The sequence below is a fragment of the Bradyrhizobium sp. AT1 genome (genome assembly GCF_001590795.1).
Lineage (GTDB): Bacteria > Pseudomonadota > Alphaproteobacteria > Rhizobiales > Xanthobacteraceae > Bradyrhizobium.
This window is the reverse complement of record NZ_JXDL01000001.1, coordinates 1,007,570-1,030,982: the sequence shown is the minus strand read 5'-3', so window position 1 is coordinate 1,030,982 and position 23,413 is coordinate 1,007,570. Positions and strand designations below refer to the sequence as shown.

Annotated in this window: 23 protein-coding genes and 1 pseudogene; 13 read left to right on the top strand and 11 right to left on the bottom strand. The window is 64.1% G+C overall.

Annotated elements, in window-relative coordinates; genetic code table 11:
• The 3 genes and pseudogenes from SE92_RS04840 to gltX form a co-directional block, all read right to left on the bottom strand.
• Positions 1-276: pseudogene (locus SE92_RS04840) on the bottom strand (ROK family transcriptional regulator); the annotation flags it as partial.
• 269 nt (positions 277-545) lie between these two features.
• Positions 546-1,850, bottom strand: coding sequence for a citrate synthase (gene gltA / locus SE92_RS04835; protein WP_063194712.1), 1,305 nt, complete (start codon positions 1,848-1,850; stop codon positions 546-548).
• A 147-nt stretch (positions 1,851-1,997) separates the two neighbouring features.
• The gene (gene gltX, locus SE92_RS04830; protein WP_063194711.1) at positions 1,998-3,425 is read right to left on the bottom strand and encodes a glutamate--tRNA ligase; all 1,428 of its coding nucleotides are present in this window, start codon (positions 3,423-3,425) and stop codon (positions 1,998-2,000) included.
• Between the two features lie 166 nt (positions 3,426-3,591).
• Here gltX and SE92_RS04825 point away from each other — a divergent pair, with 166 nt between their 5' ends.
• Positions 3,592-5,268, top strand: coding sequence for a glutamine--tRNA ligase/YqeY domain fusion protein (locus SE92_RS04825; RefSeq protein WP_063194710.1), 1,677 nt, complete (start codon positions 3,592-3,594; stop codon positions 5,266-5,268).
• Positions 5,269-5,275: 7 nt separating this feature from the next.
• The gene (locus SE92_RS04820) at positions 5,276-5,662 is read left to right on the top strand and encodes a nuclear transport factor 2 family protein (RefSeq protein ID WP_063203353.1); all 387 of its coding nucleotides are present in this window, start codon (positions 5,276-5,278) and stop codon (positions 5,660-5,662) included.
• Here SE92_RS04820 and SE92_RS04815 read toward each other — a convergent pair.
• Positions 5,625-6,278 carry a hypothetical protein gene (locus tag SE92_RS04815; RefSeq protein WP_063194709.1) on the bottom strand — a complete coding sequence of 218 codons (654 nt, stop codon included), beginning with the start codon at positions 6,276-6,278 and terminating at the stop codon, positions 5,625-5,627. The two genes, SE92_RS04820 and SE92_RS04815, sit on opposite strands and share 38 nt — an antisense overlap.
• Positions 6,279-6,435: 157 nt before the next feature.
• On the opposite strand from SE92_RS04815, the gene SE92_RS04810 reads away from it, so the two are divergent.
• Positions 6,436-6,669, top strand: a complete 234-nt coding sequence (locus SE92_RS04810; RefSeq protein WP_063194708.1) for a DUF2171 domain-containing protein — start codon at positions 6,436-6,438, stop codon at positions 6,667-6,669.
• A 95-nt stretch (positions 6,670-6,764) separates the two neighbouring features.
• On the top strand, positions 6,765-9,044 hold the full coding sequence (locus tag SE92_RS04805; RefSeq protein ID WP_063194707.1) for a ComEC/Rec2 family competence protein: 2,280 nt from the start codon (positions 6,765-6,767) through the stop codon (positions 9,042-9,044).
• A gap of 7 nt (positions 9,045-9,051) precedes the next feature.
• Here the strand turns inward: SE92_RS04805 and SE92_RS36500 are convergent, their stop codons facing one another.
• The 6 genes from SE92_RS36500 to SE92_RS04775 form a co-directional block, all read right to left on the bottom strand.
• Positions 9,052-9,486: a hypothetical protein gene (locus tag SE92_RS36500; protein ID WP_063194706.1), complete on the bottom strand. Its 435-nt coding sequence runs from the start codon at positions 9,484-9,486 to the stop codon at positions 9,052-9,054.
• 406 nt (positions 9,487-9,892) lie between these two features.
• Positions 9,893-10,594, bottom strand: coding sequence for a transcriptional repressor LexA (gene lexA / locus SE92_RS04795; protein WP_063203352.1), 702 nt, complete (start codon positions 10,592-10,594; stop codon positions 9,893-9,895).
• Positions 10,595-10,770: 176 nt separating this feature from the next.
• Entirely contained in the window at positions 10,771-11,982 is a 1,212-nt protein-coding gene (locus SE92_RS04790) for a molybdopterin molybdotransferase MoeA (protein WP_063194705.1), read from the bottom strand.
• Between the two features lie 219 nt (positions 11,983-12,201).
• Entirely contained in the window at positions 12,202-12,408 is a 207-nt protein-coding gene (locus tag SE92_RS04785; RefSeq protein WP_063194704.1) for a hypothetical protein, read from the bottom strand.
• Positions 12,409-12,560: 152 nt separating this feature from the next.
• Positions 12,561-13,184, bottom strand: coding sequence for an HAD family hydrolase (locus SE92_RS04780; protein ID WP_063194703.1), 624 nt, complete (start codon positions 13,182-13,184; stop codon positions 12,561-12,563).
• Between the two features lie 14 nt (positions 13,185-13,198).
• Positions 13,199-14,332 carry an alpha-hydroxy acid oxidase gene (locus SE92_RS04775; protein WP_063194702.1) on the bottom strand — a complete coding sequence of 378 codons (1,134 nt, stop codon included), beginning with the start codon at positions 14,330-14,332 and terminating at the stop codon, positions 13,199-13,201.
• A 366-nt stretch (positions 14,333-14,698) separates the two neighbouring features.
• Here SE92_RS04775 and SE92_RS04770 point away from each other — a divergent pair, with 366 nt between their 5' ends.
• Positions 14,699-16,036, top strand: coding sequence for a S41 family peptidase (locus tag SE92_RS04770; protein WP_063194701.1), 1,338 nt, complete (start codon positions 14,699-14,701; stop codon positions 16,034-16,036).
• Between the two features lie 124 nt (positions 16,037-16,160).
• On the opposite strand, the gene SE92_RS36495 is transcribed toward SE92_RS04770, so the two are convergent.
• Positions 16,161-16,415, bottom strand: a complete 255-nt coding sequence (locus tag SE92_RS36495) for a hypothetical protein (RefSeq protein ID WP_063194700.1) — start codon at positions 16,413-16,415, stop codon at positions 16,161-16,163.
• 108 nt (positions 16,416-16,523) lie between these two features.
• On the opposite strand from SE92_RS36495, the gene SE92_RS35615 reads away from it, so the two are divergent.
• The 8 genes from SE92_RS35615 (at position 16,524) to SE92_RS35610 (ending at position 23,402) form a co-directional block, all read left to right on the top strand.
• The gene (locus SE92_RS35615; protein ID WP_157095125.1) at positions 16,524-16,727 is read left to right on the top strand and encodes a hypothetical protein; all 204 of its coding nucleotides are present in this window, start codon (positions 16,524-16,526) and stop codon (positions 16,725-16,727) included.
• Positions 16,728-16,842: 115 nt separating this feature from the next.
• Entirely contained in the window at positions 16,843-18,111 is a 1,269-nt protein-coding gene (locus tag SE92_RS04760; RefSeq protein WP_502686748.1) for an OpgC domain-containing protein, read from the top strand.
• Positions 18,108-18,521 (top strand): DUF1622 domain-containing protein, encoded by a 414-nt coding sequence (locus SE92_RS04755; protein ID WP_084251755.1) that lies wholly within the window; start codon positions 18,108-18,110, stop codon positions 18,519-18,521. Before SE92_RS04760 ends, SE92_RS04755 begins: the two co-directional genes overlap by 4 nt.
• Positions 18,499-19,341 carry a Spy/CpxP family protein refolding chaperone gene (locus SE92_RS04750; RefSeq protein WP_084251754.1) on the top strand — a complete coding sequence of 281 codons (843 nt, stop codon included), beginning with the start codon at positions 18,499-18,501 and terminating at the stop codon, positions 19,339-19,341. The genes SE92_RS04755 and SE92_RS04750 overlap by 23 nt, the downstream gene beginning before the upstream one ends.
• 19 nt (positions 19,342-19,360) lie before the next feature.
• A complete protein-coding gene (locus SE92_RS04745; RefSeq protein WP_063194698.1) occupies positions 19,361-21,328 on the top strand; it encodes an FAD-binding oxidoreductase in 1,968 nt (655 codons plus the stop codon).
• Between the two features lies 1 nt (position 21,329).
• Positions 21,330-22,028 carry an iron reductase gene (locus SE92_RS04740; protein WP_063194697.1) on the top strand — a complete coding sequence of 233 codons (699 nt, stop codon included), beginning with the start codon at positions 21,330-21,332 and terminating at the stop codon, positions 22,026-22,028.
• Between the two features lie 11 nt (positions 22,029-22,039).
• Positions 22,040-22,804 carry a cytochrome c3 family protein gene (locus SE92_RS04735; RefSeq protein ID WP_245324451.1) on the top strand — a complete coding sequence of 255 codons (765 nt, stop codon included), beginning with the start codon at positions 22,040-22,042 and terminating at the stop codon, positions 22,802-22,804.
• Positions 22,805-22,850: 46 nt separating this feature from the next.
• Positions 22,851-23,402, top strand: coding sequence for a hypothetical protein (locus SE92_RS35610; RefSeq protein ID WP_157095121.1), 552 nt, complete (start codon positions 22,851-22,853; stop codon positions 23,400-23,402).
• Positions 23,403-23,413 lie beyond the last annotated feature (11 nt).

Genomic DNA, 23,413 nt, shown 5'->3' with positions numbered 1-23,413 from the left:
GCTGAGATGCTGAGCGGTCAGCTCGAAGGCCGCGAGCGCCACCGAGCCATCGAGCGACACAAGGCCGGTCGGGCCGCCGACATAAGGGGCAGGGCGACGCACTTCCTCGATCAGGCCTTCGGCCTTCAGGTCGAACAGGATGCGCGACAGGCTCGCTTCCGACAGGCGCACGGCCTTGGCCAGCGGCGGACGGAACGAGCCGCCCGACTGTAACAGATGAGTCAAAATGGCAGCGCGCGTCTGCCGCCGACTTCTCGGCTGCTCCGGCATTTCCATCCCTGTCGTCATTCTTACTTAGTGTAAGAATGCGCGCGGAGCGTTGCGACTGTCAAGCGTTCGGCGGGACGATGCGTGGACTTGTTGTTGTGCGCGGCAGCAAGAGGTGCGGTCGGTCTCGTAGAGTGGGCAAAGCCAAGCGTGCCCACGACTTCGTGCCTGTCGAGGACAGGTGGTGGGCACGCTGCGCTTTGCTCACCTACAAGCGCACAAACGAAAACGGCGCCATCCTGCGATGGCGCCGTTTCGTAGCCGTATCGGCTTGAGACTTACTTGCGATCCTTGATCGCGACGTAGTCGCGGCGGGTGACGCCGGTGTAGAGCTGGCGCGGACGGCCGATCTTCTGCTGCGGATCCTCGATCATCTCGCTCCACTGGCTGATCCAGCCGACGGTGCGGGCGACCGCGAACAGCACGGTGAACATCGAGACCGGGAAGCCCATCGCCTTCAGCGTGATGCCCGAATAGAAGTCCACGTTCGGGTACAGCTTGCGGTCGATGAAGTACTGGTCGCTGAGCGCGATCTTCTCGAGCTCCATCGCCACCTTGAGCATCGGATCGTCGCCATGGCCGGTCTCCTTGAGCACGGCGTGACACATCTTCTGCATGATCTTGGCGCGCGGATCGTAGTTCTTGTAGACGCGATGACCGAAGCCCATCAGGCGGACTTCAGAGTTCTTGTCCTTCACCTTGGCGATGAATTCGGGAATCTTGTCCACGGAGCCGATCTCGGCGAGCATCGCAAGCGCAGCTTCGTTGGCGCCGCCATGCGCCGGGCCCCAGAGGCAGGCGATGCCGGCGGCGATGCAGGCGAACGGGTTGGCGCCGGACGAGCCGGCGATGCGCACCGTCGAGGTCGAGGCGTTCTGCTCGTGGTCGGCGTGCAGGATGAAGATCTTGTCCAGCGCGTCAGCCAGCACCGGGTTGATCTTGTAGTCCTCGCACGGCACGGCGAAGCACATGTTGAGGAAGTTCTCGGAGAACGACAGCGAGTTCTTCGGATACACGAAGGGCTGGCCGACCGTGTACTTGTAGGCCATCGCCGCCAGCGTCGGGATCTTCGCGATCATGCGCATCGAAGCGATCATGCGCTGCTTCGGATCGTTGATGTCGGTCGAGTCGTGATAGAACGCGGCGAGCGCGCCGACCGAGGCCACCATCACCGCCATCGGATGAGCGTCGCGGCGGAAGCCCTGGAAGAAGCGGGCCATCTGCTCGTGCACCATCGTGTGATGGATCACGCGGTCGTCGAAATCCTTCTTCTGCGCGGCGGTCGGCAGGTTCCCGTAAAGCAGGAGATAGCAGGTCTCCAGGAAGTCGCCGTTCTCGGCGAGCTGCTCGATCGGGTAACCGCGGTATTCCAGCACGCCCGCGTCACCGTCGATGTAGGTGATCTTGGACTGGCAGCTCGCGGTGGAGGTGAAGCCGGGGTCGTAGGTGAACAGACCGGACTGGCCGTAGAGCTTGCCGATATCGATGACATCAGGCCCGACGCTGCCGCTATGGATCGGGAGATCGTAGTTCTTGTTTCCGACCGTCAGCGTAGCGGTCTTATTGCTCGATTTTGCGTCCATCGTAGGTCCCCGATGAAATGTGAAACGGGCCGGAGCCGGAGGCCCCCTTCGCGAGATGATGGGGCAGGCCGGATGTTCCAGAAGGTACGGGGGAGATGGGTATATTATTGCTGTGTGCGCTGCAAGATCACCGCACGCATGGTCGACTTACGTCGTAGACTGATCCTTAAGCCGGGCGAGGCTTTCCTGGCGTCCCAGGACGTCCAAAACCTCAAATATACCAGGCGACGTCGTCCGTCCGGTCAGCGCCGCCCGCAACGGCTGGGCGACCGCGCCGAGCTTGAGACTATTTTCCTCGGCAAAAGCGCGCAGCGCGGCTTCGGTGGTGGCGCCGCTCCAGGTCTCGACTTTCTCCAGCGCGGAATGTAGCTGGCCGATCAGCTTGCGGTTCTCTGGCGTCAGCAGCGCCTGCGCCTTGGGATCGAGCTCCAGCGGCCGGTCGGCGAAGATGAAATACGCGCTGTCGATCAGCTCGATCAGCGTCTTGGCGCGCTCCTTCAGGGCCGGCATGGCCTTGAGAAGCTGCGCGCGGGTGGTGTCGTTTAACTTGGCCTTAAGCTCGTTGCGGCTGGGCACGAGATGGTCGAGCACGTCCTCGAACATCTTCACGAGTGATTGATCGTCGGCGTGGCGGATGTAGTGGCCGTTGAGATTTTCCAGCTTGGCGAAATCGAAGCGGGCAGCGGCGCGGCCGACGCTGGGGAGGTCGAATGCCGCGATCATCTCCTCGGTCGAGAAGATCTCCTGGTCGCCGTGGCTCCAGCCGAGCCGGACGAGATAGTTGCGCAGCGCGGCCGGCAGGTACCCCATGGCGCGATAGGCATCGACACCCAGCGCGCCGTGGCGCTTCGACAGCTTCGAACCATCAGGGCCGTGGATCAGCGGGATGTGGGACATGCTCGGCAGCGCCCAGCCCATCGCATCGTAGATCTGCTTCTGGCGGGCCGCATTGATCAGATGGTCGTCGCCGCGGATCACATGGGTGACGCCCATGTCGTGGTCGTCGACCACCACGGCGAGCATATAGGTCGGGTTGCCATCGCCGCGCAGCAGGACGAGGTCGTCGAGGTTCTCGTTCTGCCAGACCACGCGGCCCTGGACCTGGTCCTCGATCACGGTCTCGCCGGTCTGCGGCGCGCGCAGGCGGATGGTCGGCTTCACGTCGCTCGGGGCGGTCGCGGGATCGCGGTCGCGCCATAGGCCGTCATAGAGGCGGGTGCGCCCCTCGGCGCGCGCCTTCTCGCGCATGGCGGCGAGCTCCTCGGCGGTGGCATAACAGCGATAGGCCTTGCCGTCGGCGAGCAGCTGCTCGGCGACCTCGCGGTGGCGTGCGGCGCGGCTGAACTGGTAGATGACCTCGCCGTCCCAGCCGAGCTCCAGCCATTTCAAGCCGTCGAGGATGGCGCCGATCGCCGCCTCCGTGGAGCGCTCCCGGTCGGTGTCCTCGATCCGCAGCAGCATCTTGCCGCCGTGCTTCTTGGCATAGAGCCAATTGAACAGCGCCGTGCGGGCGCCCCCGATATGGAGGAAGCCGGTCGGCGAGGGGGCAAAGCGGGTGACGACGGGGGAGGTCATTCTTGGCAGGGCCTATGCATTGGAGGCGGTGGTATATAACAGGACCGCAGCATAACTAAAGCCCGGTAGCGGACCGCCGGACCTCGCTTAAGCCCGTGCTTAAGCTCTTGGCTCAGCCGAGCGAATTTGGCAGAAGGACCGCTGATTTCCCGACAGGATTTTCGCAATGACAGAACCGGTGGCAGCTGAGGTTGGGCGCGATTTCATTCGTGACATCATCCAGGCCGACCTCGATCAGGGCAAATACAGGGAGATCGTGACCCGGTTCCCCCCGGAGCCGAACGGCTACCTGCATATTGGCCACGCCAAGTCGATCGCGCTGAATTTCGGCATCGCCCAGGAGTTTCCGGGCCGCTGCCATCTGCGCTTCGACGACACCAATCCGGTCAAGGAAGAGCAGGAATACATCGATTCCATCCAGGCCGACGTGCGCTGGCTCGGCTTCGACTGGGGCAAGAACCTGTTCTTCGCATCGGACTATTTCGACCGCCTGTACGACTGGGCCGAGCAGCTGATCCGCGACGGGCTGGCCTATGTGGACGACCAGACCCAGGAGGAGATCCGCGTCTCTCGTGGCACGCTGACCGAGCCCGGCAAGAACTCGCCGTTCCGCGACCGCAGCGTGGAGGAGAATCTCGACCTGTTCCGCCGCATGAAGGCCGGCGAATTCCCCAACGGCGCGCGCGTGCTCAGGGCCAAGATCGATATGGCCGCCGGCAACATCAACCTGCGCGACCCCGTGCTGTACCGCATCCTGCACGCGCACCATCCGCGCACCGGCACCAAGTGGCACATCTATCCGAGCTATGATTACGCGCACGGCCAGTCGGACGCCATCGAGGGCATCACGCACTCGATCTGCACGCTGGAGTTCGAGGACCACCGGCCGCTGTACGACTGGTTCATCGAGAAGCTGCCGGTGCCGTCACAGCCGCATCAGTATGAATTCGCGCGGCTGAACCTGACCTACACGCTGTTGTCCAAGCGTGTGCTGACCCAGCTCGTCCGCGACGGCCATGTCGCGGGTTGGGATGATCCGCGCATGCCGACCATGGCGGGCATGCGCCGCCGCGGCGTACCGCCGGCCGCGCTTCGCGAATTCGTCAAGCGCATCGGGGTCGCCAAGGCCAACAGCGTGGTCGACGTCGGCATGCTGGAGTTCTGCATCCGTGAGGAGCTGAACCGCACGTCGCAGCGGCGCATGGGCGTGCTGCGGCCGCTCAAGGTGGTGATCGAGAACTATCCGGAAGGGCAGACCGAGGAGCTTGAGGCGATCAACCACCCGGACGATCCCAGCGCGGGCACGCGGAAGATCACGTTCGGCCGCGAGCTCTATATCGAGCAGGACGACTTCATGGAGAACCCGCCCAAGAAGTTCTTCCGCCTGTCCCCGGGCAACGAGGTCCGGCTGCGCTATGCCTATTTCGTCAAGTGCACCGGCGTGATCAAGAACGACAAGGGCGAGGTGGTGGAGCTGCGCTGCACCTATGATCCCGCGACCAAGGGCGGCAACGCGCCCGACGGCCGCAAGGTCAAGGCGACCATGCATTGGCTGCCGGCGGCGACGTCCGTGCCTGCGGAGATCCGCATCTACAACCAGCTGTTCGCCAATCCGAGCCCGGACGCTTCGAACTTCGCCGCCGATCTCAATCCGAATTCGCTGGAGATTCTCAGCGACGCGCGCATCGAGGCGTCGGTCGCCGAGAGCAATTCAACGGAGCCGATGCAGTTCGAACGCCAGGGCTATTTCGTCCGCGACAAGGATTCGACGCCCGGCAAGCCGGTGTTCTCGCGCACCATCGGCCTGCGCGACACCTTCGCGAAGGAAGTCGCGAAGGGGTGATGTGCAGATGAGCAGCGAAGCCGACGCCATCGTTTCAGCCATCATCGCGAAATGGTGCGCCGGCTTCGCGACGCTCGATGCGGCCGCGCTGTCCGCGCTCTATTCGAAGAATGCGTTCTTCTTCGGCTCCAACCCAAGACTCTATCGGGGCAGGGACGGCGTCGCCGACTATTTCAACGGCCTGCCGCGCTGGCGCAAACCGAGCGCTGTGTTCTCCGATGTGAGCGCGGCGCAGGTTAGCTCCGACCTGATCAACATGGCTGCGACCATCTCGTTCGATCTCGCCGGCGAGCGCGACGATCTCGTCGTCAAGATGAGCTGGGTGATTATCCGCGAGGACGGCGACTGGAAGATCGTCAATCATCACGCCTCGGCGCAGGCGCCGCTGATCTAGCGGTTTCTCCGGTTGAAGCATTTCCGGATATTGCCGGATTCGATATCATGTTGCGCTTCGTTGCCTTCGGGAAAATGACAGGCGAGCGCTCCGCGAGGGAGGCCTTGGCCTGCTCGCCCATATCTTCCACACTCGTACGGCCGGTAAAGGTCATTTTCCCAACAAGCTTGAATGAGCCGCGAGTAAAGTCGATAAAGATGGACCCGACATTTACAATCTCATCCGAGCCAACCCGAAATCGCGCGAACTCCCCCAAGAGCTTCGTGCCCGCGGCACCTTCGCAGCTTACAGATTGCACGGCATATTTGCCCGCCGGCAGCATAATGGCTCCTCCGTAAGTCGCACCGCTGAGGACGCGACCGAACAATGTCGGCGTGTCCTGGACCTTGACGGAGAATTTCTTGTCCTTGTCGGAGAGCAGGTCGACCCAGATTTGCTGACAGATCGGCGCGCGCGAACTCTCCTCCATCAAGCGGGCATGCATGAAGACGAGACTGGAGCCAGGATCTTTCTCGTGGCTCAGCCTCACTCGCTGTTCAAAATCCGTTTCAGCACGTGCAATGCCAGCGCTGACGAGGGAAAGGACCAGAAAGAGATAAATACGGTGCTTCGTCAATGGCGGCCGCAGTGTGTGCTGGAGAGGGGACCAAACGCAATCTTTGATTGCGCAAAGCATGCAGCGCGTCCTGCGTCAAGCGCGGCGGCTGAAGCGATCACTTCATTCGAACGAAGGCGCGCTCTCCGCGTTATGAAGGGTCAATTGGAGCAACCCCATGCAGAATATCGCAGAGCATATGGAAGTCATCGGCGCCGACGGCGTTCACATCGGCACCGTCGACAAGGTCGAAGGCAACCGCATCAAGCTGACCAAGAAGGACAGCGGCGAGGGCAGCCACAAGGGCCATCATCATTTCATCGACAAGGGCCTCGTCGCCGGTGTCGAAGGCAACAAGGTCCGGCTGTCGGCCAAGGCGGATGTCGCCGTGACGATGGAAGAGGAAAAGTAGGGCGCCTCCGAGCCTGTTCCTGATCCGTACCCTATTCGGCCCGCTGCACGTTCCGGTAGCCTCCGTACCTGTCGCGTAGCGTAGGGTGCAGGGAGATGGCGGAGCCGGGCCGGCCAGTACGGTCCCAGGGAGTTGCCGGGACGTGGCCGGTCGGCCGCGCTACGCCAGCCGGCGGCTTTGTGCCGGCGGGCTTTGGCATTTGGCCCGCGATCGTCGAATCGCTGCAGGCATGGGTCCGCGCCGAAGCGGGCCCGGGGCGGCTGCTGCCGTGGGTGCCCGTCGCCTTCGGCGGCGGCATCGCGCTGTATTTTGCCGCCGATCATGAGCCGGTGCTGTGGGTTGTCGCGACGACGGCGATCGCGCTCCTGGTCGGTGCGATCCTGTTGCGGCGGAGCTGGCTGTTCGCGCCCGCGATCATGATCGCGGCGGTCGCGGCGGGCTTTGCCGTGGCGACCTGGAAAACCGTGCGCATCGCACACATCGTGCTCGCAAAACCACTCTATTCGGTGTCGCTGTCGGGCTTCGTCGAGACGCGCGACATTCGTGAGCGCACCGATCGCTTCGTGCTGCGCGTCACCGCCATGGAGGCGCAGCGCAGCGACGTCAAGCTGGAGCGCGTCCGCCTGTCCGTGCGCAAGGGCACCGCGCCCGAGGTCGGCAGCTTCGTGCAGCTCAAGGCGCGGCTGATGCCGCCGCTCTCGCCGGTCCGCCCCGGCAGCTACGATTTTTCGCGCGACATGTTCTTTCAGGGCATCGGCGCGTCCGGCTTCGTGATGGGCGCAATCACGGCCTCAATCCCGCCCGATGCCGGCGGCCTGCGGCTGCGCTATGCCGCCTTCATGCAGGGCCTGCGCGATACGATCGACACTCGCATCCGCTCGACGCTCGAGGGCGACAACCGTGCGATCGCGACAGCGCTGCTCACCGGGCGGCGCGACGCGATCTCCACGCCCGTGAACGATGCGATGTTCGTCTCGGGGCTTGGACACGTGCTCTCGATCTCCGGCTATCACATGGCAGTCGTTGCCGGCGTGGTCTTCTTCGCGGTGCGCGCGCTGCTGGCGCTGATCCCGGGCCTGGCAGTCGGCTTTCCCATCAAGAAATGGTCGGCTGCCGCCGCGCTGGTGGCGGCCGCGTTCTATCTGCTGCTGTCGGGCGCGGAAGTCGCAACGCAGCGATCGTTCTTCATGACCGCCGTGGTGCTGATCGCCGTGATGGTCGACCGCCGCGCCATCACCTTCCGCACGCTGGCCGTGGCGGCGCTGATCGTGCTCGCGGCTGCGCCGGAGGCGCTGGTGCATCCGAGCTTTCAGATGTCGTTTGCGGCAACGCTTGGGCTGGTGGCACTGGTCCAGATCGGGATGCCGAACCTGTTTGCCTCGCCCGATCATTCGGCGACGGCGCGCGTCGCGCTGTGGGGCGGTCGCGAGATCGCGATGCTGTTCCTGGCTTCGCTGATCGCGGGCCTCGCGACCACGCCCTATGCCGCCTTCCACTTCCACCGCGTCACGCCCTACGGCGTCCTCGCCAATCTCGGTGCGATGCCGGTGGTTTCGGCGCTGGTGATGCCGGCGGGGCTGCTGGGCCTGCTCGCGGCTCCGTTTGGGCTCGACGGCGTGTTCTGGTGGCTGATGGGGATCGGCATCGACTGGATGGTCGCGGTCTCGCGCTGGGTGGCTGCATTGCCGGGCGCGGTCGGTCGCATCCCGGCGTTCGGCATCGCACCGCTGATCGCCGCGAGCCTCGGTATCATCGTGATGGGCCTGTTGCGCACGCCTCTGCGCTGGTGCGGTGCCATGGTGCTGCTGGCGTCCATCGCCTGGGGCCTGTCGGTGCGGCAGCCCGATATCCTGATCGCCGGGGACGGCGCGAGTGTCGCGGTGCGGGGCAGGGACGGGCGGTTGCACCTGATCAGGGCGGGCAAGGACAATTTCCTGCTGAAGGAGTGGCTGGCGGCCGACGCCGATCCGCGCGATGCCGGCAATAGCGCGCTGGCCGAGGGGGTGTCGTGCGACGAGGCCGGCTGCGTCACGCCGCTTGCCGACGGCCGGCTGGTTGCGCTGGCCTTGCGCGTCGATGCGCTGGAGGATGATTGCAGCCGGGCTGTGCTGGTGGTGACCTCACGGCCGGCGCCGCCTGATTGCGCGGCGATGGTGGTGGATCGGCCGCGGCTGGTTCGCCAGGGTGCGCTGGCTCTGACGCAGCGGGGCGACGGTTTTTCGGTTCAGGCGGTGAGGGCGAGGGGCACGAACCGTCCCTGGTCGCCGGCGGCCGCCGGCGAAGGAGATTTCGAAGGCGCCCTCGTGCCGAGGGCCGCGGCTCCGCGCAGCAAGGATGCAACCCCGTCGGAGGCCGACCTTCAGGCGGAGGACTGAACCTCTGTCAGCCGATCGGCAGGCGCGTCACCGTCGGCCGGCTGTCGGCAATGATCTCAGGCTTGTGCTCGCGCTCGCCGACCGGCTGCGTCACCGGCAGCTGCAGCACGGTTGCGCGCTGGCCTTCGACCAGCTGCGTCACCAGCACGTATTTGCCGTCGGGGAATTCGATCGCATCGTGATGGCGGTCGGGAATGTGCGGATCGATCTTGCCGAACTTGCCGACTCGGGAATTGACGGTGCGCGTCCAGATCCAGCGGTTGTCGTAACGGACGTTGTCGGCGAAGGCGAGCTCCGTTCCCGGCAGCAGGCAGACCGCGACGGAGAGATCGGCTTCGGACGCGAAGCCGCGCGTCGAGGTGCCGCGGAAGGTTGTCGTGACGATCGTCTCGCCGACTTCCGCGGGGCGTGTCGCGACGGCGTGCAGGCTGTAGTCACACATCGGGTGCTCCTCTTGCGAAGATAGCGACCCGCACCTCGCTTGGAGGCGCAGGCCTCTGTCGGAGTGGAAGCACGCAACGCTCTGCTTGGTTGTAGGCAAATCTGCGGCTGCGATCCGCAAGCTGCGATCACATTATCTTTCCCGAATTCAGCAGGAACAAAGCCGGCTCGCGCGCATTTGGCACGCGCGTCAACGACGGGCGGCACCGCGCCGTGACTTGCCCTCAAGCCCTCGAAGCGATGCGGCCTGCCGAGGATGTGAGGCGGAGGAGGGGCCGGATAGTCTGTGCAGAACCAGAAGACTATCCAGCCGGAGCGGACCATTATCCGCTCCAATCTCTGATCGCCGGTGCCGATCGAGGGCGCACGCAAGGGCGCCGAAGACGGCCGTATCGAGAGCTTCCTAATCAGTACTTCCGGTAAAGCCCGATCAGCTTGCCCTGAATCTTCACGCGGTTCGGCGGCAGGATGCGCACCTCATAAGCGGCATTGGCGGGCTCCAGTGCGATCGAGGCGCCGCGGCGGCGGAAGCGCTTGAGCGTAGCCTCCTCGTCGTCGATCAGCGCCACCACGATGTCGCCGGTATCGGCACTCTCGTTGCGCTGGATCAGCGCCATGTCGCCGTCGAGGATGCCGGCTTCGACCATGGAATCGCCGCGCACCTCGAGGGCGTAATGCTCGCCGGAGCCGAGCATGTCGGGCGGCACGCTGATGGTGTGGCTGCGGGTCTGCAATGCCTCGATCGGCGTGCCGGCCGCGATCCGGCCCATCACGGGCACTGCCACGGGACGCTCGCCCTCATCCACGGCCGGGCTGGAGCTGGCGCGGACCTTGCCGAGATTGCCTTCGATGACGCTCGGCGTGAAGCCGCGCCGGGCGCCGGCGGCAGCCTGGAGCTCCGGCAGCTTGATCACTTCGATGGCCCGGGCGCGGTTGGGCAGGCGACGGATGAAGCCGCGCTCCTCGAGCGCGGTGATCAGGCGGTGAATGCCCGACTTCGAGCGCAGATCGAGCGCATCCTTCATCTCGTCGAAGGACGGCGGCACGCCGCTTTCCTTCAGACGTTCGCTGATGAACCGCAGAAGCTCGTATTGTTTGCGCGTTAACATCTCGACCAAAGTCCCCCGGTTGATGTCGTTCGATTCCGAGACGATGAACTCAGCGATAAGCCGCTACATCCTCGAAACAAATCATGAACGGACACTATATGTTCGATACATGTTCCGCAACTGCTTAATTTACCGTGAACGGAGGCAGGCTCGCGGAATACGTGTGGCCGCGCAGTTCAGACGGGGAGCCTCAGCACCTCGCAAGGGCTGCCGGCCTCAGCCTTCGGCGCGAACGGTGGGCGGACGAGAAGTACCTGTGCCGCAGCGAGATTCGCAAGCAGAGAGGAGTCCTGATGACTGACGGGAACGGCGACGAGCGTGCCGTCGTCGCGCAGCTCCAGACGCGCGCGCAGATAGTCTTCGCGCTGGTCGTTGGCGCCGAGATCGCGGCCGAGCACAGCGCGCTCGCGGCGGTGATGAATCACCGAACGGCCCGACAGCGCACGAATCAGCGGCACCATGAACAGGAAGGCGCAGACGTAGGACGACACGGGATTGCCGGGGAGGCCGATCACACCCATCGCGCCCAGCCGTCCGTTCATCATCGGCTTGCCCGGCCGCATCGCGATCTTCCAGAACGCCATCGAGATACCTTCGTCCCTGAGCGCCTGCTGGACCAGATCGTGGTCCCCGACCGACGCGCCGCCGGTGGTGATCAGGATGTCGGCACCGCTCTCGCGGGCGCGGCGGATGCCGGCGGAGGTGGCTGCGAGCGTATCGGCGGCGACACCGAGGTCGATGGTTTCGGCGCCCTCGCTGCGGGCGAGCGCATGCAGGGCGTAGCCGTTGGAATAGACGATCTGGCCGTGCCCGGGGGTTGAGCCCGGCATCACCAGCTCGTCGCCGGTGGCGAGGATCGCGACCTTCGGGCGGCGGCAGACGGCGAGATGCGGGTGATTCATTCCGGCGGCGAGCGCGAGATCGCGGTCCGTCAGGCGGGTTCCCTTGCGCAGGAGCACATCGCCCTCGCGGAAATCGACGCCCGCCGGGCGGATGTGCCGCCCGGCGATCGCGGCTTCCTTGATGGTGACGCTCTTGCCGTCCGCGATGGTGTCCTCCTGGATCACGACCGCGTCCGCACCTTCGGGAATGACGCCGCCAGTGAAGATCCGTACGGCTTCGCCGGCGCCGACCGTTCCTGCGAAAGGACGGCCCGCCGCGACCTCGCCGATGACCGTCAGCCGCGAATCGACCGTGGCCGCATCCGCCGCGCGCACGGCATAGCCGTCCATCGCCGACATCGCTTGCGGCGGCTGCGTACGCCGCGCCGCGACGTCGCGCGCGAGCACGCGGTGATAGGCTTCGTCGAGGGAAGCCTTCTCTTCGGGCAGTGGCTCTACACCCGCCAGCACCGCGGCAAGCGCGTCAGAAACCGGCATCAGGGCCACGGGCTAAACTCCTGCTGAGCACATCGGTAAATGGCCGGCGAGAGTTCTATCCGAGTGCGGGCGCGAGGCAAAGCAGCAGGCTGGGTGATTTATCTGCGTGGCCTCAGCAGTGGAGGAGCCGGCTCAAGTCCGTCGCGGCATGATCCGGAAGGCGAGACAGACCGGGATGAGGATGGCCATGGCGAGCACCAGAAGGACGAATGCCACGGCCAGCATCGGTCAACTCCCGCGCGATCGGCCGAAGCCGTCGTCCAGTGCGACGTCGGGTGCTTTGGGGCCTTGATCCTTGTCGGGCAGCGGATCGGCCTGCGACTTCAGGTCGGCGGCCTTGCTGATCAGCTTGGCGGAGAGTTCAGAATCCGAGGTGGTTCTTGCGAATTCAAGCAGGAGAGAGGCTTGCTTGGTGAGATAGGTTTTGCCCAGCACGTCATTCCGTCCGGTGTAGAAGTCCCAACGGAGTCATGAGTCCGAAGGGTGGTATTCCGTTCCCGGAACTTTGTACAAAAATGCACAAAGAGATTGGGTTCCATAGTTCCGCAAATTTAGTTCGAGGCCCGCTGTCCGGGTACGGACTGACTTCAGATGCCCAGGGCCTTCAAGGCATTTCCGACGTCGCGCGGCGAGGTGACATGCACGGCGGTCAAGCCCCGCGCCCGTGCCCCCTCAATGTTCTCGGCGAGGTCGTCGAAGAACACGATGCGCTCGGCCGGCACGCCGATCGCCGCAACGACATGGTCGAAAGCTTCCGCATCCGGTTTGCGCAGACCGATGCTGGACGACAAGTACAGCTCGCGGAAATGGCCGAGCAGATCGGCATATTCCCGAGAGAAATAGTCGACATGCGGCCGGTTGGTGTTGGAGAAGGCGTAGAGCGGCATCTGTTTCGCAGCACGCGGCAACAGCTCGGAGATATCTGGCATCTCACCGGCGAAGATCGCGTTCCAGCCCTCCAGGAACTGCGCGTCCGAAATGCCGATTCCCAGCGAGGCACGTAGCGAGGCGAAATAATCTGCATCGCTGATCTTGCCGACCTCGTGAAGACGATACTCCTCCTCGCGTACGAAGCGCGCGACGATGGCTTCGGGCTTGCAACCCGCATGTCCCGCCCAGCAGGCGATCGCCTTGGAGAAGTCGATGTCGAGCACCACACGCCCGAGATCGAACAGAAGCGCATCCGCGCTGCCGGGAGAGAGCTGGGTCACGTTCGTCCTTTTCCTTAGTAGCGATACGGCTCGTGGTCGAACAGCGGGAATGCGCTGAACACGCTCGGGGCGTTGGTGGCGGTCGCCGGATGCAGGCAGGATTTGTCGACCTCGGCAAACGAGGTGGCACCCAGGAGGCCGAGGCAGCGCAGTACCTCGTCCTCCAGGAGCTCCAGCATCCGCGTGATGCCGGCTTCGCCGGCCGCCGCCAGTGCCCAGCATTGCAGCCGGCCGATGCCGACGAGGTCTGCGCCTGCAGCGACCGCCTTGACGATGTCGGTGCCGCGACAGATGCCGCCGTCGACCATGATCTTGGCGCGCCCCTTCACGGCCTCGACGATCTCGGGCAGCACATGCATGGTGCCGCGGCCATGGTCGAGCTGGCGGCCGCCATGGTTGGAGACGTAGATCCACTCGACGCCGTGATCGACCGCGATCAGGGCATCCTCGGCGGTGGCGATGCCCTTCAGGATCAGCGGAATCCTAGACTTGTCCTTGATCATCTTCACCGTCCGCCACTCCAGGCCCTTCTGGAAATCGCCGCCGGTGGCGCGCAGGCGGCTCTCGCGGACATAGCGCTTGGCGATGTCACGTTCGCGACGGCTGTAATGGGCGGTGTCGACGGTCAGACAGAACGCGGCATAGCCGTTCTTTTCGCTTCGGCTGACGACATCGGCGACGAAGGCATCGTCGCCGCGGACATAGAGCTGGTAGAGCCGGAGCGCATCGGGGGCCATCTCGGCGGTCTTCTCCAGGCCCGGCTCGGACACCGAGCTCAGCATGTGCGCCGCACCGAAGGTGCCGGCACCGCGCGCAACGCTCGCCGCGCCATCCGGATCGAAGATCTCGAGCGCGCCGACGGGGGCGAGCACCACCGGCAGGCGCATGGTGCGGCCGAACTGCTGAACCGAGCCGTCGACCTTGCGGACGTCGCGCAGCACCCGCGGGCGGAAGGCGATCTCGTCCAGCGCCATCCGGTTGCGGCGCATCGTGGTTTCGGTCTCGGCGGCGCCGACGATGTAGTCCCAGGCGTTCTGGTTGAGGTTGGCCCGCGCTTTCCGGATGAATTCGTGCAGGTTCTGGAACGGTTCGTTGCTGGCGCCGAGCTCGACGTTCCGTTCCGGCCGGATGCGGGGTGCTTCGTTCATTGTTATCCTCCCGAGAATTTGAAGCCTTATGCCATCGCCTAACCCGTCCAGCCCTCCAAAACTATCCTAAAATCGCATAGCTGCAGGGCGTGGTCCGGCCGATGATTCCCCTTGCGGGTGGGCCAGTCCTGCAACGTTGCCAAAAGTTTAGGTCCGGGCGAAGCGATTTCTGCGGTGCACCCGTCGGCGTGGCATCCCGGCCTTGAAGAAACCAGAATGGTATTGTGAGAAACAGACTGGATCGCCAATTGCCTGGCGCCTCCCAAGTCTGAAAGACTCCCAAGTCTTGCAAGACTTAAGTCTTGCAAGACAAGGCTCGAGAGACGAGCTTAAAGCAAACCGCCCAGCAAAAAGGCCAGCCTAACCATGCGGAAATCCCTGCTGTTCCCTCTGGGCGCGCTCACCGGAGCGTGTCTGACCCTTCTGGTGGCCAGCCCGCATGGCGGCGTATGGGCGGCGCGGGCAGCGGCGAACGCAAATGACGCCTATTCCCAGCTCAACCTGTTCGGCGAAGTGTTCGAGCGCGTGAAGGCGAGCTATGTCGAGAAGCCCGACAACGCCAAGCTGGTCGAGGGCGCGATCACGGGCATGGTGACCTCGCTCGATCCGCATTCGCGCTACATGAACGCGAAGGCCTGGACCGAAATGCAGGAGACCACCTCCGGCGAGTTCGGCGGCCTCGGCATCGAGGTCACGATGGAAGAGGGCCTCGTCAAGGTCGTCTCGCCGATCGACGATACGCCGGCATCGAAGGCCGGCCTGATGTCCGGCGACCTCATCAGCAAGATCGACGGCGAGGCCGTGCAGGGCATGACGCTCGAGCAGGCCGTCAACAAGATGAAGGGCCCGGTCGACACCCAGACCAAGCTCACCATCGTGCGCAAGGGCGCCGACGCCCCGCTCGATGTCGCGATCAAGCGCGAGATCATTCATGTGCGCCCGGTGCGCTTCCATGTCGAGAACGGCGACATCGGCTATATCCGCATCACCTCGTTCAACGAGCAGACCACCGACGGCCTGAAGAAGGCGATCGCCTCGATCTCCAAGGACGTCGCGCAGGACAAGCTCGTCGGCTACGTGGTGGACCTGCGCAACAATCCCGGCGGACTGCTCGACCAGGCCGTGTCGGTGTCGAGCGCGTTCCTGCAACGCGGCGAGGTCGTCTCGACCCGCGGCCGCAATCCGGAAGAGACCCAGCGCTTCACCGCGCATGGCGGCGACCTCATCAAGGGCAAGCCGCTGGTGGTTCTGGTCAATGGCGGCTCGGCTTCGGCCTCGGAGATCGTCGCCGGCGCGCTGCACGACCACAAGCGCGCGACGATCATCGGCACGCGCTCGTTCGGCAAGGGCTCGGTGCAGACGATCATTCCGCTCGGCGCCGGCAACGGTGCGCTGGCGCTGACCACGGCGCGCTATTACACGCCGTCGGGCCGCTCGATCCAGGCCCAGGGTATCGCGCCCGACATCGAGATCCTGCAGGACGTGCCGCCCGAGCTGAAGGGCCGGATGGACACCATGGCGGAATCCCAGATGCGCGGGCATCTGTCGGCCGGCGAGGGTGGCGAGCAGACCGGATCGCAGTCCTACGTCCCGCCGAAGGAGGAGGACGACAAGGCCTTGCATGCGGCCTATGACTTCCTGCACGGCGTCACCGCGAACGCGGTTGCGGCGAAGCCCGCGCCGAAGGCCGCGGTGCCGAACTAGGTTTTACGATTTTCAGAGATCGATATCGCCCGGGCGTGGATGACCACTCCCGGGCGATTTCGTTTGAGCGCCGTTTGAGTTCGGCGCCATGGCAGCGGCGAGCCGCGCGATCACTGCACGATCGTCATTGCGGCTTCTTCGGACCCATGTGGTGCGGGACTTCGGTCTTCGGTCCGCCGCCGTAATGGTGGCTGCCTCCGGATCCGTTGGTCGATCCGCCGTCGTTCGCTTTCTTGCCCATGTGGTGCGGAACCTCCGTCTTCGGGCCGCCCGAATAGTGGTGGCCGTTCTTCTCGTCGGATGTGCTCGTCTGCGCCATGGCCGGCAACGCAACGAACGACATGATCGCGGCTGCGGCGATCAGCTTGCGGTGACTCATTCTGGTTTCTCCTGTTGATTTCGGCGAGTTGGTGTCAATCAAGTCCCGGTGGCTCGATCGAGCTGCAACCAAGCCCGCAGCGTGATTGTGTAAGTTGAGCGAGATCAAGTGTCGACGCGCACGCTCGCCTGCGTCGTTGCATGGATCGTCGCGTTGCTGCAGGGGACGAGAAACGTCGAACTTCTTACAGAGAAATATTTGCGCGTGGCGCGCGATTGCGGGCCGCAGGCAAAGCCTTCGGCCGTGTCTGCGAGCCGGATGACGGATGTCGCGACCGACAACCGTTCCGGCCGAGGACGACATGCGCCGTGATTCATTACGCGATTGAACTACAAAAAGATTTGGCTGGTGCGTCGAGCGAGTTTGATATCCGTCAAACTCGCATCAATGACGCAACCTAGCGTGCCGGCGCGAATGAAGCGGCGACATGACCGCGATCCGAAAGAGATCGGCCGCCGAGATGGAGAACGGGCCTTTGACTGACGAGATGATCCATGCACCTGCTCGGTCGTTGCGGGCTGCGTTCGTCCTGCGCCGCCGGTTGTGGGAGACGATCACAATCAGGTCGGTGCTGGTCAAGCCGCGGCGCGATTTGCGCCTGGATCTGTTTCGCGGTCTGGCGAACTGGCTGATCTTCCTCGGGCACATTCCGGATTCTGCGCTCGTCTGGTTCACGATGCGCAACTACGGCTTCAGCGATGGCGCCGATCTGTTCGTGCTGATCTCCGGATATACCGCGACGTTCGTGTTCGGATCGATGATGATGGAGCGCGGCTTCGTCATCGGCGCAACCCGGCTTTTGCGGCGGGTGTGGCAGCTTTATGTCGCTCACCTCTTGCTGTTCCTGGTCTATCTCACGGCCGTGCACTACATCGCACACAGCTTCGACGATGTTCATCTGATGGACCAGTTCAACGTCGCGCCGTTGATGAACTTTCCCGTCGAGACGCTCTCGCAAGGCCTGGTCCTCAAGTTCAAGCCGCTGAATCTCGACGTTCTGCCGCTCTACATCGTGCTGATGGCCGCGTTTCCCGCCGTGCTCTGGTTCATGCTGCGCTGGCGTAATGCCGTGATGATCAGCTCGCTCGGTCTGTACCTCGCCGCCCGTCACTACGGGTGGAATCTGCCCGCTTATCCGGCCGGGGTCTGGTACTTCAATCCGTTCGCCTGGCAGTTGCTCTTCGTGTTTGGCGCCTGGCTGGCTTTGGGAGGAGCCGCGGCCTGCCGCTGGCTGCTGTCGTCCCGCACGCTGTTTGTCCTGAGCGCGGGCTTCCTGATGTTTGCGCTCGCGATGACATTGGCGGAGCGCGTTCCGGGATTGCGAGACTATGTCCCTGACGCGCTCGGCGCCATTTTCATTCCGAATGACAAGACCAATCTCGGGCCTTATCGCGTCGTCCATCTGGCGAGCCTGGTGTTCATCGCCGTCTCGTTCATTCCAATCGATTGGCCCGGTCTCAAGTCACGCTTGCTCCAGCCCCTGATCAGATGCGGTCAGCAGTCGCTGTCGGTGTTTTGTGTCGGCCTCTTCCTGTCGTTCGTCGCCCATTTCGTGCTCGAATCCGGATCCGAAGGATTGTGGGCCCAGCTTCTGGTCGGTGCCGCCGGTCTCTGGATCATGACGATCGTGGCCTACTACCGAACCTGGTCGAAGGACGTCGACAGAAGCCGCGCGACCGAGGAGGGGGGCGGATGATGACGTCGGGGATGATTTTCGGCGACGAGATCCGGGATCTTGTTCTGCATGGCCTGCACTGGACTGCCTCGACCATCGAGCTGCTGGGCGTGGTGGTCATCGTCGGCGGAGTGCTGGCCGCAACGATCCGGTCGATCAGCGATATGAGGCGCGGCGATCTTGCCGATGCGTTTCGATCTTATCGCGCCAATCTTGGGCGCGGCATCCTGCTCGGCCTCGAATTCCTGATTGCCGCCGACATCATCGGGATGGTCGCGATCGTGCCGTCGTTCGATCGGCTCGGCATCCTGGCACTGATCATCGTGATCCGTACGTTTCTGAGCTTCTCGCTTCAGATCGAGATCGAGGGACGATGGCCGTGGCGCAGGCATGAGAAGGAGATGGGCGATGCTGGAGGCTGCAGTGTTTGATGGCAGCCCACGTAAGAGTTGTGCGTGCTGCACGTCTATAAGGTTTGACCCCGCCCCCGCTGTGCTCATCGCCGACCGCGATCAGCAGATCGCCATTAACACCGACTGGAGAATGACCATGAACCGTTCGACACGTGCCCTTGTGAACGTTGCCTTTGCCGCCCTCGTTCTGGCGCCGGCTGGGCTGTCGCCCGCCATCGCCGCCGGCTCTCGGCAGATCGCGATGATGGATGACGACAAGATGTCGAAGATGCCTGCGCCCCCGGATTCGAGCGGCAAGATGAACATGGGCCAACCAGCAGGGCAGCCGAACATGAGTGGCGGCGCGATGAATGACGACAAGATGAAGATGCCGTCGCAAGGCCAGATGCGGGACTGCAAGGGCGCCGGCTGCCAGGACAATTCCGGCATGATGCCGATGATGCAGATGATGGAAAAGATGATGCGTGGCCAGATGAGCTCGCCCGCCGCAAGCGGTGCGATGAGCGGCCCGGCGGACGTGACGGAGCGGCTCGAGGGGCGCATTGCCTTTCTGAAGGCAGAGCTGCAGATCAGTGACAAGCAGGCCACCGATTGGAACGGTGTCGCAGAGGCGCTGCGTTCGAGCCGTCAACATCTGCTGGAAGCGCGCAAGATAATGGCGATGGATGACAGGCTGGGAAGCGCCGACCGCCTGGAGCATTACGAGCGGCACCTGTCCGAGCGCCTGGAGGCGCTCAAAGCAGCGCGACTGGCCTTCACCCGGCTGTACGCATCCTTGAACGAGAGTCAGAAGCAGACTGCAGATTCGATCCTGCTGCCGCTGATCGCCTCGTTCTGACCGACAGGTGAGGGCGATCATGTTCGGTCTGCCTCTTTGGCGTCGTCCATGGCTGCCGATGCTGGCTGTCCTGGCGAGCCAGTTTGCATGTGCTGCGTCCGCATCGGATATGGAAATCGGTGTAACGTCTGCAGCCCGGCAGTTTGTCCCGCGCTGGAAGCTGGCGGAGAATGACGGCGACCATGCCGCGCACCATCCTGGAGCGTCCGGCGCGGCCGCGGATGCGGCGTCACGGCCGGAGGGATCTGCCGGCGCGGGCATGCAGGCGGGCGGCGCCACGCCTGGAATGATGAGTGAAATGGATGGCATGATGGGCCGTCCGCGCAAGGAGCTCTATCCGGCACTGATGGACATGCCGGCGCTCTCCGCCGAGCAGCGGAGCAGGTTGGAGGTCCAGGCGCGCCAGCGCATAAGCGCGGACTCCGATCATCTTGCAGAGGCGGAAATGGACCTGCGGCATGCGATCGCGGGCGACGACATCGCAGCGGCCGATCAGGCGTCGCGGCGGCTTCGCGAGTCGCTGAACGCGGTCCAGAGCGGCGTGGTCACCCTGCGTTCGCTGCACGAGGGCAAGCCGCCGCAACAGATCGCTCAGGCCTGGTTCAAGTCGCAAATGAATCTTCCGCCGCGGCAAAACATCGTGGATGGCGACGACGGCGCGCCGGGCGTGTCCTGGTTTCACGTCACGACCATGGCGCTGCTGGTGCTTTTCGCGCTGGCGATGTTTGCCGTCTACGCCGCCCGGATGCGCCGGGCCGACGCATTGGTGGAGAGGTTGACGCGGGTAGCGGCAGTTCCAGGCGCCGGCGCGGCCCTCGTGTCCGCGCCGTTCGCCGTCGCACCGGCCGCAAAGGTCGAGGCGACATCCTCCTCGACTGGCTCGATCGGGCGGGATGAGCCGGCCCGTTTCTGGAAGGGGCAACTGAGGATCTGCGCGATCTACCAGGAGACGCCTGATGTGAAGACCTTCCGCCTGCAGGCACCAGGCGGCGGCGCGCTTCCGTTTGCGTTCCTGCCCGGGCAGTTCCTGACCTACGCCATCGAGATTGAGGGAAAGACGGTCCGTCGCTCCTACACGATCGCCTCGTCCGCTGCGCAGACCGCTTACGTCGAGACCACGATCAAGCGTGAAGATGGCGGGCTTCTATCCGACTACATGCATGGTCACCTGAAGCAGGGAGATCTCGTCGAGGTGGCGGGTCCCTCCGGCGCCTTTACGTTCACGGGCGCGGAGGCCGATAGTGTCGTCCTGATCGGCGGAGGCGTCGGCATCACGCCGCTGATGGCGGCGATCCGCTATCTCTCGGATATTGCATGGCCCGGCCAAGTCTATCTGGTCTATGGCGCGCAGACGACCGAGCAATTCATCTTCCGTGACGAATTGGAATATCTCCAGCGCAGAATGAACAATCTGCACGTTGCAGCCACGATGGTTCGGGCCGCGGGCACATCTTGGATGGGAAGCGAGGGGCAGATCACGGCCGAATTCCTGACGCACGCGGTGCCAGATCTGGCCAGACGGCGCGTTCATTTGTGCGGTCCGCCCGGAATGATGGAGGCACTGAGAAAGACCCTGGCCGGTCTTGGCGTTCCGCGCGAGCAGATCAAGACCGAGGCCTTCGGGCCCGCCCGCGGAGCCGTTCCACCTCCCGGCGGGAGCGCCGCCAATGCGCAAGCGCCGGACAACAAGGCGGACGGCCGAGCCGCGGCGGCCATCGGTCCGGCAACGGCCACCGTTCGCTTTGCGAGCTCAGGCAAGGTGGTGGCGCTGCCTCCGGACAAGAGCGTCCTGGAGGTCGCCGAAGGGGCGGGGGTGCCGATCGACTATTCCTGCAGGGTCGGGGTCTGCGGGGTCTGCAAGACGCATCTGCTGAAAGGAAACGTTACGATGGAAGTCCAGGATGCCCTGACCGCGGACGACAAGGCGAACGGTCTCATCCTGGCTTGCCAGGCGAAATCCATCGGCGATCTGGTCGTCGAGGCCTGAGATGGCGGACACGAGAGACCGCCTGATCGCCGACCTCGTTCTGGGAGCCCTGTTGCTGCTGGTGCCGGCGTTCCTGCTCCACGTCGACAGCAGGTTTGCAGGGAGCCTGGCAGGCTTTGCCCTCGGGGCAGTTGCGGCTGCGCTGATGGTTCTGCTTCTCGTCTATCCCTTGGCCAAATACAGCATGGTGCTCAAGGCGCTGGTCACGCGATGGGTGTCCATGCGTGCGCTCCTGGCGTTTCACGCCTATGCCGGAATCGTCGCAGCCTTTCTCGCCCTTCTGCATACCGGACACAAGTTTCAGAGTCCGCTTGGGATCGCTCTCGTAGCTTCAATGATGGTCGTCGTCGTCACCGGGTTCGTCGGGCGCTATTACCTGCCGCAGACCGCGACGGAGCTTCGGCAGCAGCAGGCGCACCTGGCGACGTTGAGGTCGGCCTACGAGCATGTTGCGGCGGCTATGTCGTCGCCCGAGCGTGTGACGTCTGACGGTCCGGCGATGATGGCTCAGGGCGTGCCGCTGCTGCAACTCGTCGACGGCATTTCCGACGTCGAAGCGGCGATCGGCTCGCGTGAGGCGGTCAAGAAGATCTTCATGCAGTGGATCGGGCTGCATGTCCTGGCCGCGATCGTCATGTATGCGTTGCTCGGCCTGCATGTCGCGGCCGAGGTCTATTACGGGCTGCGGTGGCTCGCGTGACGATCAGGGGCGTGCTCTACGTCGCGGTCGCGACGCTGGCCGTCGGAAGTGCCGCCGTCGCGTCGATGGCTCTGTATCGCGGCGGCTCCGGAAATATCCCGGGGTGGACGAAGCTCGTCAGTCCCGGACCGCTGTCTGCGAAGCACGCGTTTCTGTCTGGCGCATGCGAGAGCTGCCATGCGCCGGTCAACGGGGTCGCGGGAGCCGCCTGTATCGCCTGTCACGCGCCTGCCGCTGCGGACCTCGCCAAGCAGTCGACGGCATTTCATGCCGCGGCAGGTGGTGAATGTTCCGGCTGCCATCGCGAGCATGCGGGAGACCAGCGGCCGATCAAGATGAACCACGCGGCGCTGCTGCAAGTCGCGACGGCTTCCTCCGGCGCGGAAGCGTTCGGCCGGACCGCGTCCGATCAACTGGCCGCCGACCTCTGGCAGTTTCTCGGTGTGCCGGGATCAGAGCAGCGGGAAAGGACCGCGCTTGACTGTGCCAACTGCCACAGCAACCGTGAGCCGCACCGCGAACTGTTCGGGCGGGACTGCGCGGCGTGTCACGGGCTCCTGTCCTGGAAAATCGCGGGATTCCTGCATCCCTCGTCGACATCGAAGGAATGCTCCCAATGCCATCAGGCGCCGCCGAGCCATTATATGGGCCACTTCCTGATGATGGACCGAACGATCACGGGGCAGGAGCATGCATCGGTCGATCAATGCTTTTTGTGCCACAGAACCGACTCGTTCAACGACATCAAGGGCGTCGGCTGGATGAAGCATCATTGATCGGCGCGATCGTGCGACGCTGATTGGTGTCGGATATTACAGCGGCTTGCGACAAATTTTCGAGCGTGCAGATTGGCGCTGGCCGTATGCGCGGATGTCGATGCCATGCCTGTCGTTTTCTGTTGGCCGTCCCTGCAACCAGAGCTATATGTGCCGGGTCGAGTCAGCGGATGCAGAGATGATTGGCTTGAGAAAGCCAAGGCGAAGGTGGTGGGGATGGCTTGTTGTCATCGCCTATCTGCTTGCGTCGATGACGCCGTCCCTTGCGATCTCGATGTCTCCCGATACAGGGATTCCCTGCGAGCATCCTGCCAATCAGTCCGCGCATACGCACGACCATGAGCACGATCAGGCTGATGCCGGATCGGCGCCGCATTCGCATGACGTGGCTATGGCCGGAGATTGCGAGGACGACCAGGACCAGCCCGGCAATCGACATGCGACCTGCTGCGGCTCGGTGCTGTGTTTCAGCGCCGTGTCGCCGCAAATGCCCGCCATCGCGGAGTTCGTGGTGCCGCGCTCGCGCTGTGAGGCGCAGCCCGATGTGATCGGTGACGAAGGCGCGTTCCGTCGTCACTACCGGCCCCCCATCGCCTGAGATAGCTCCCG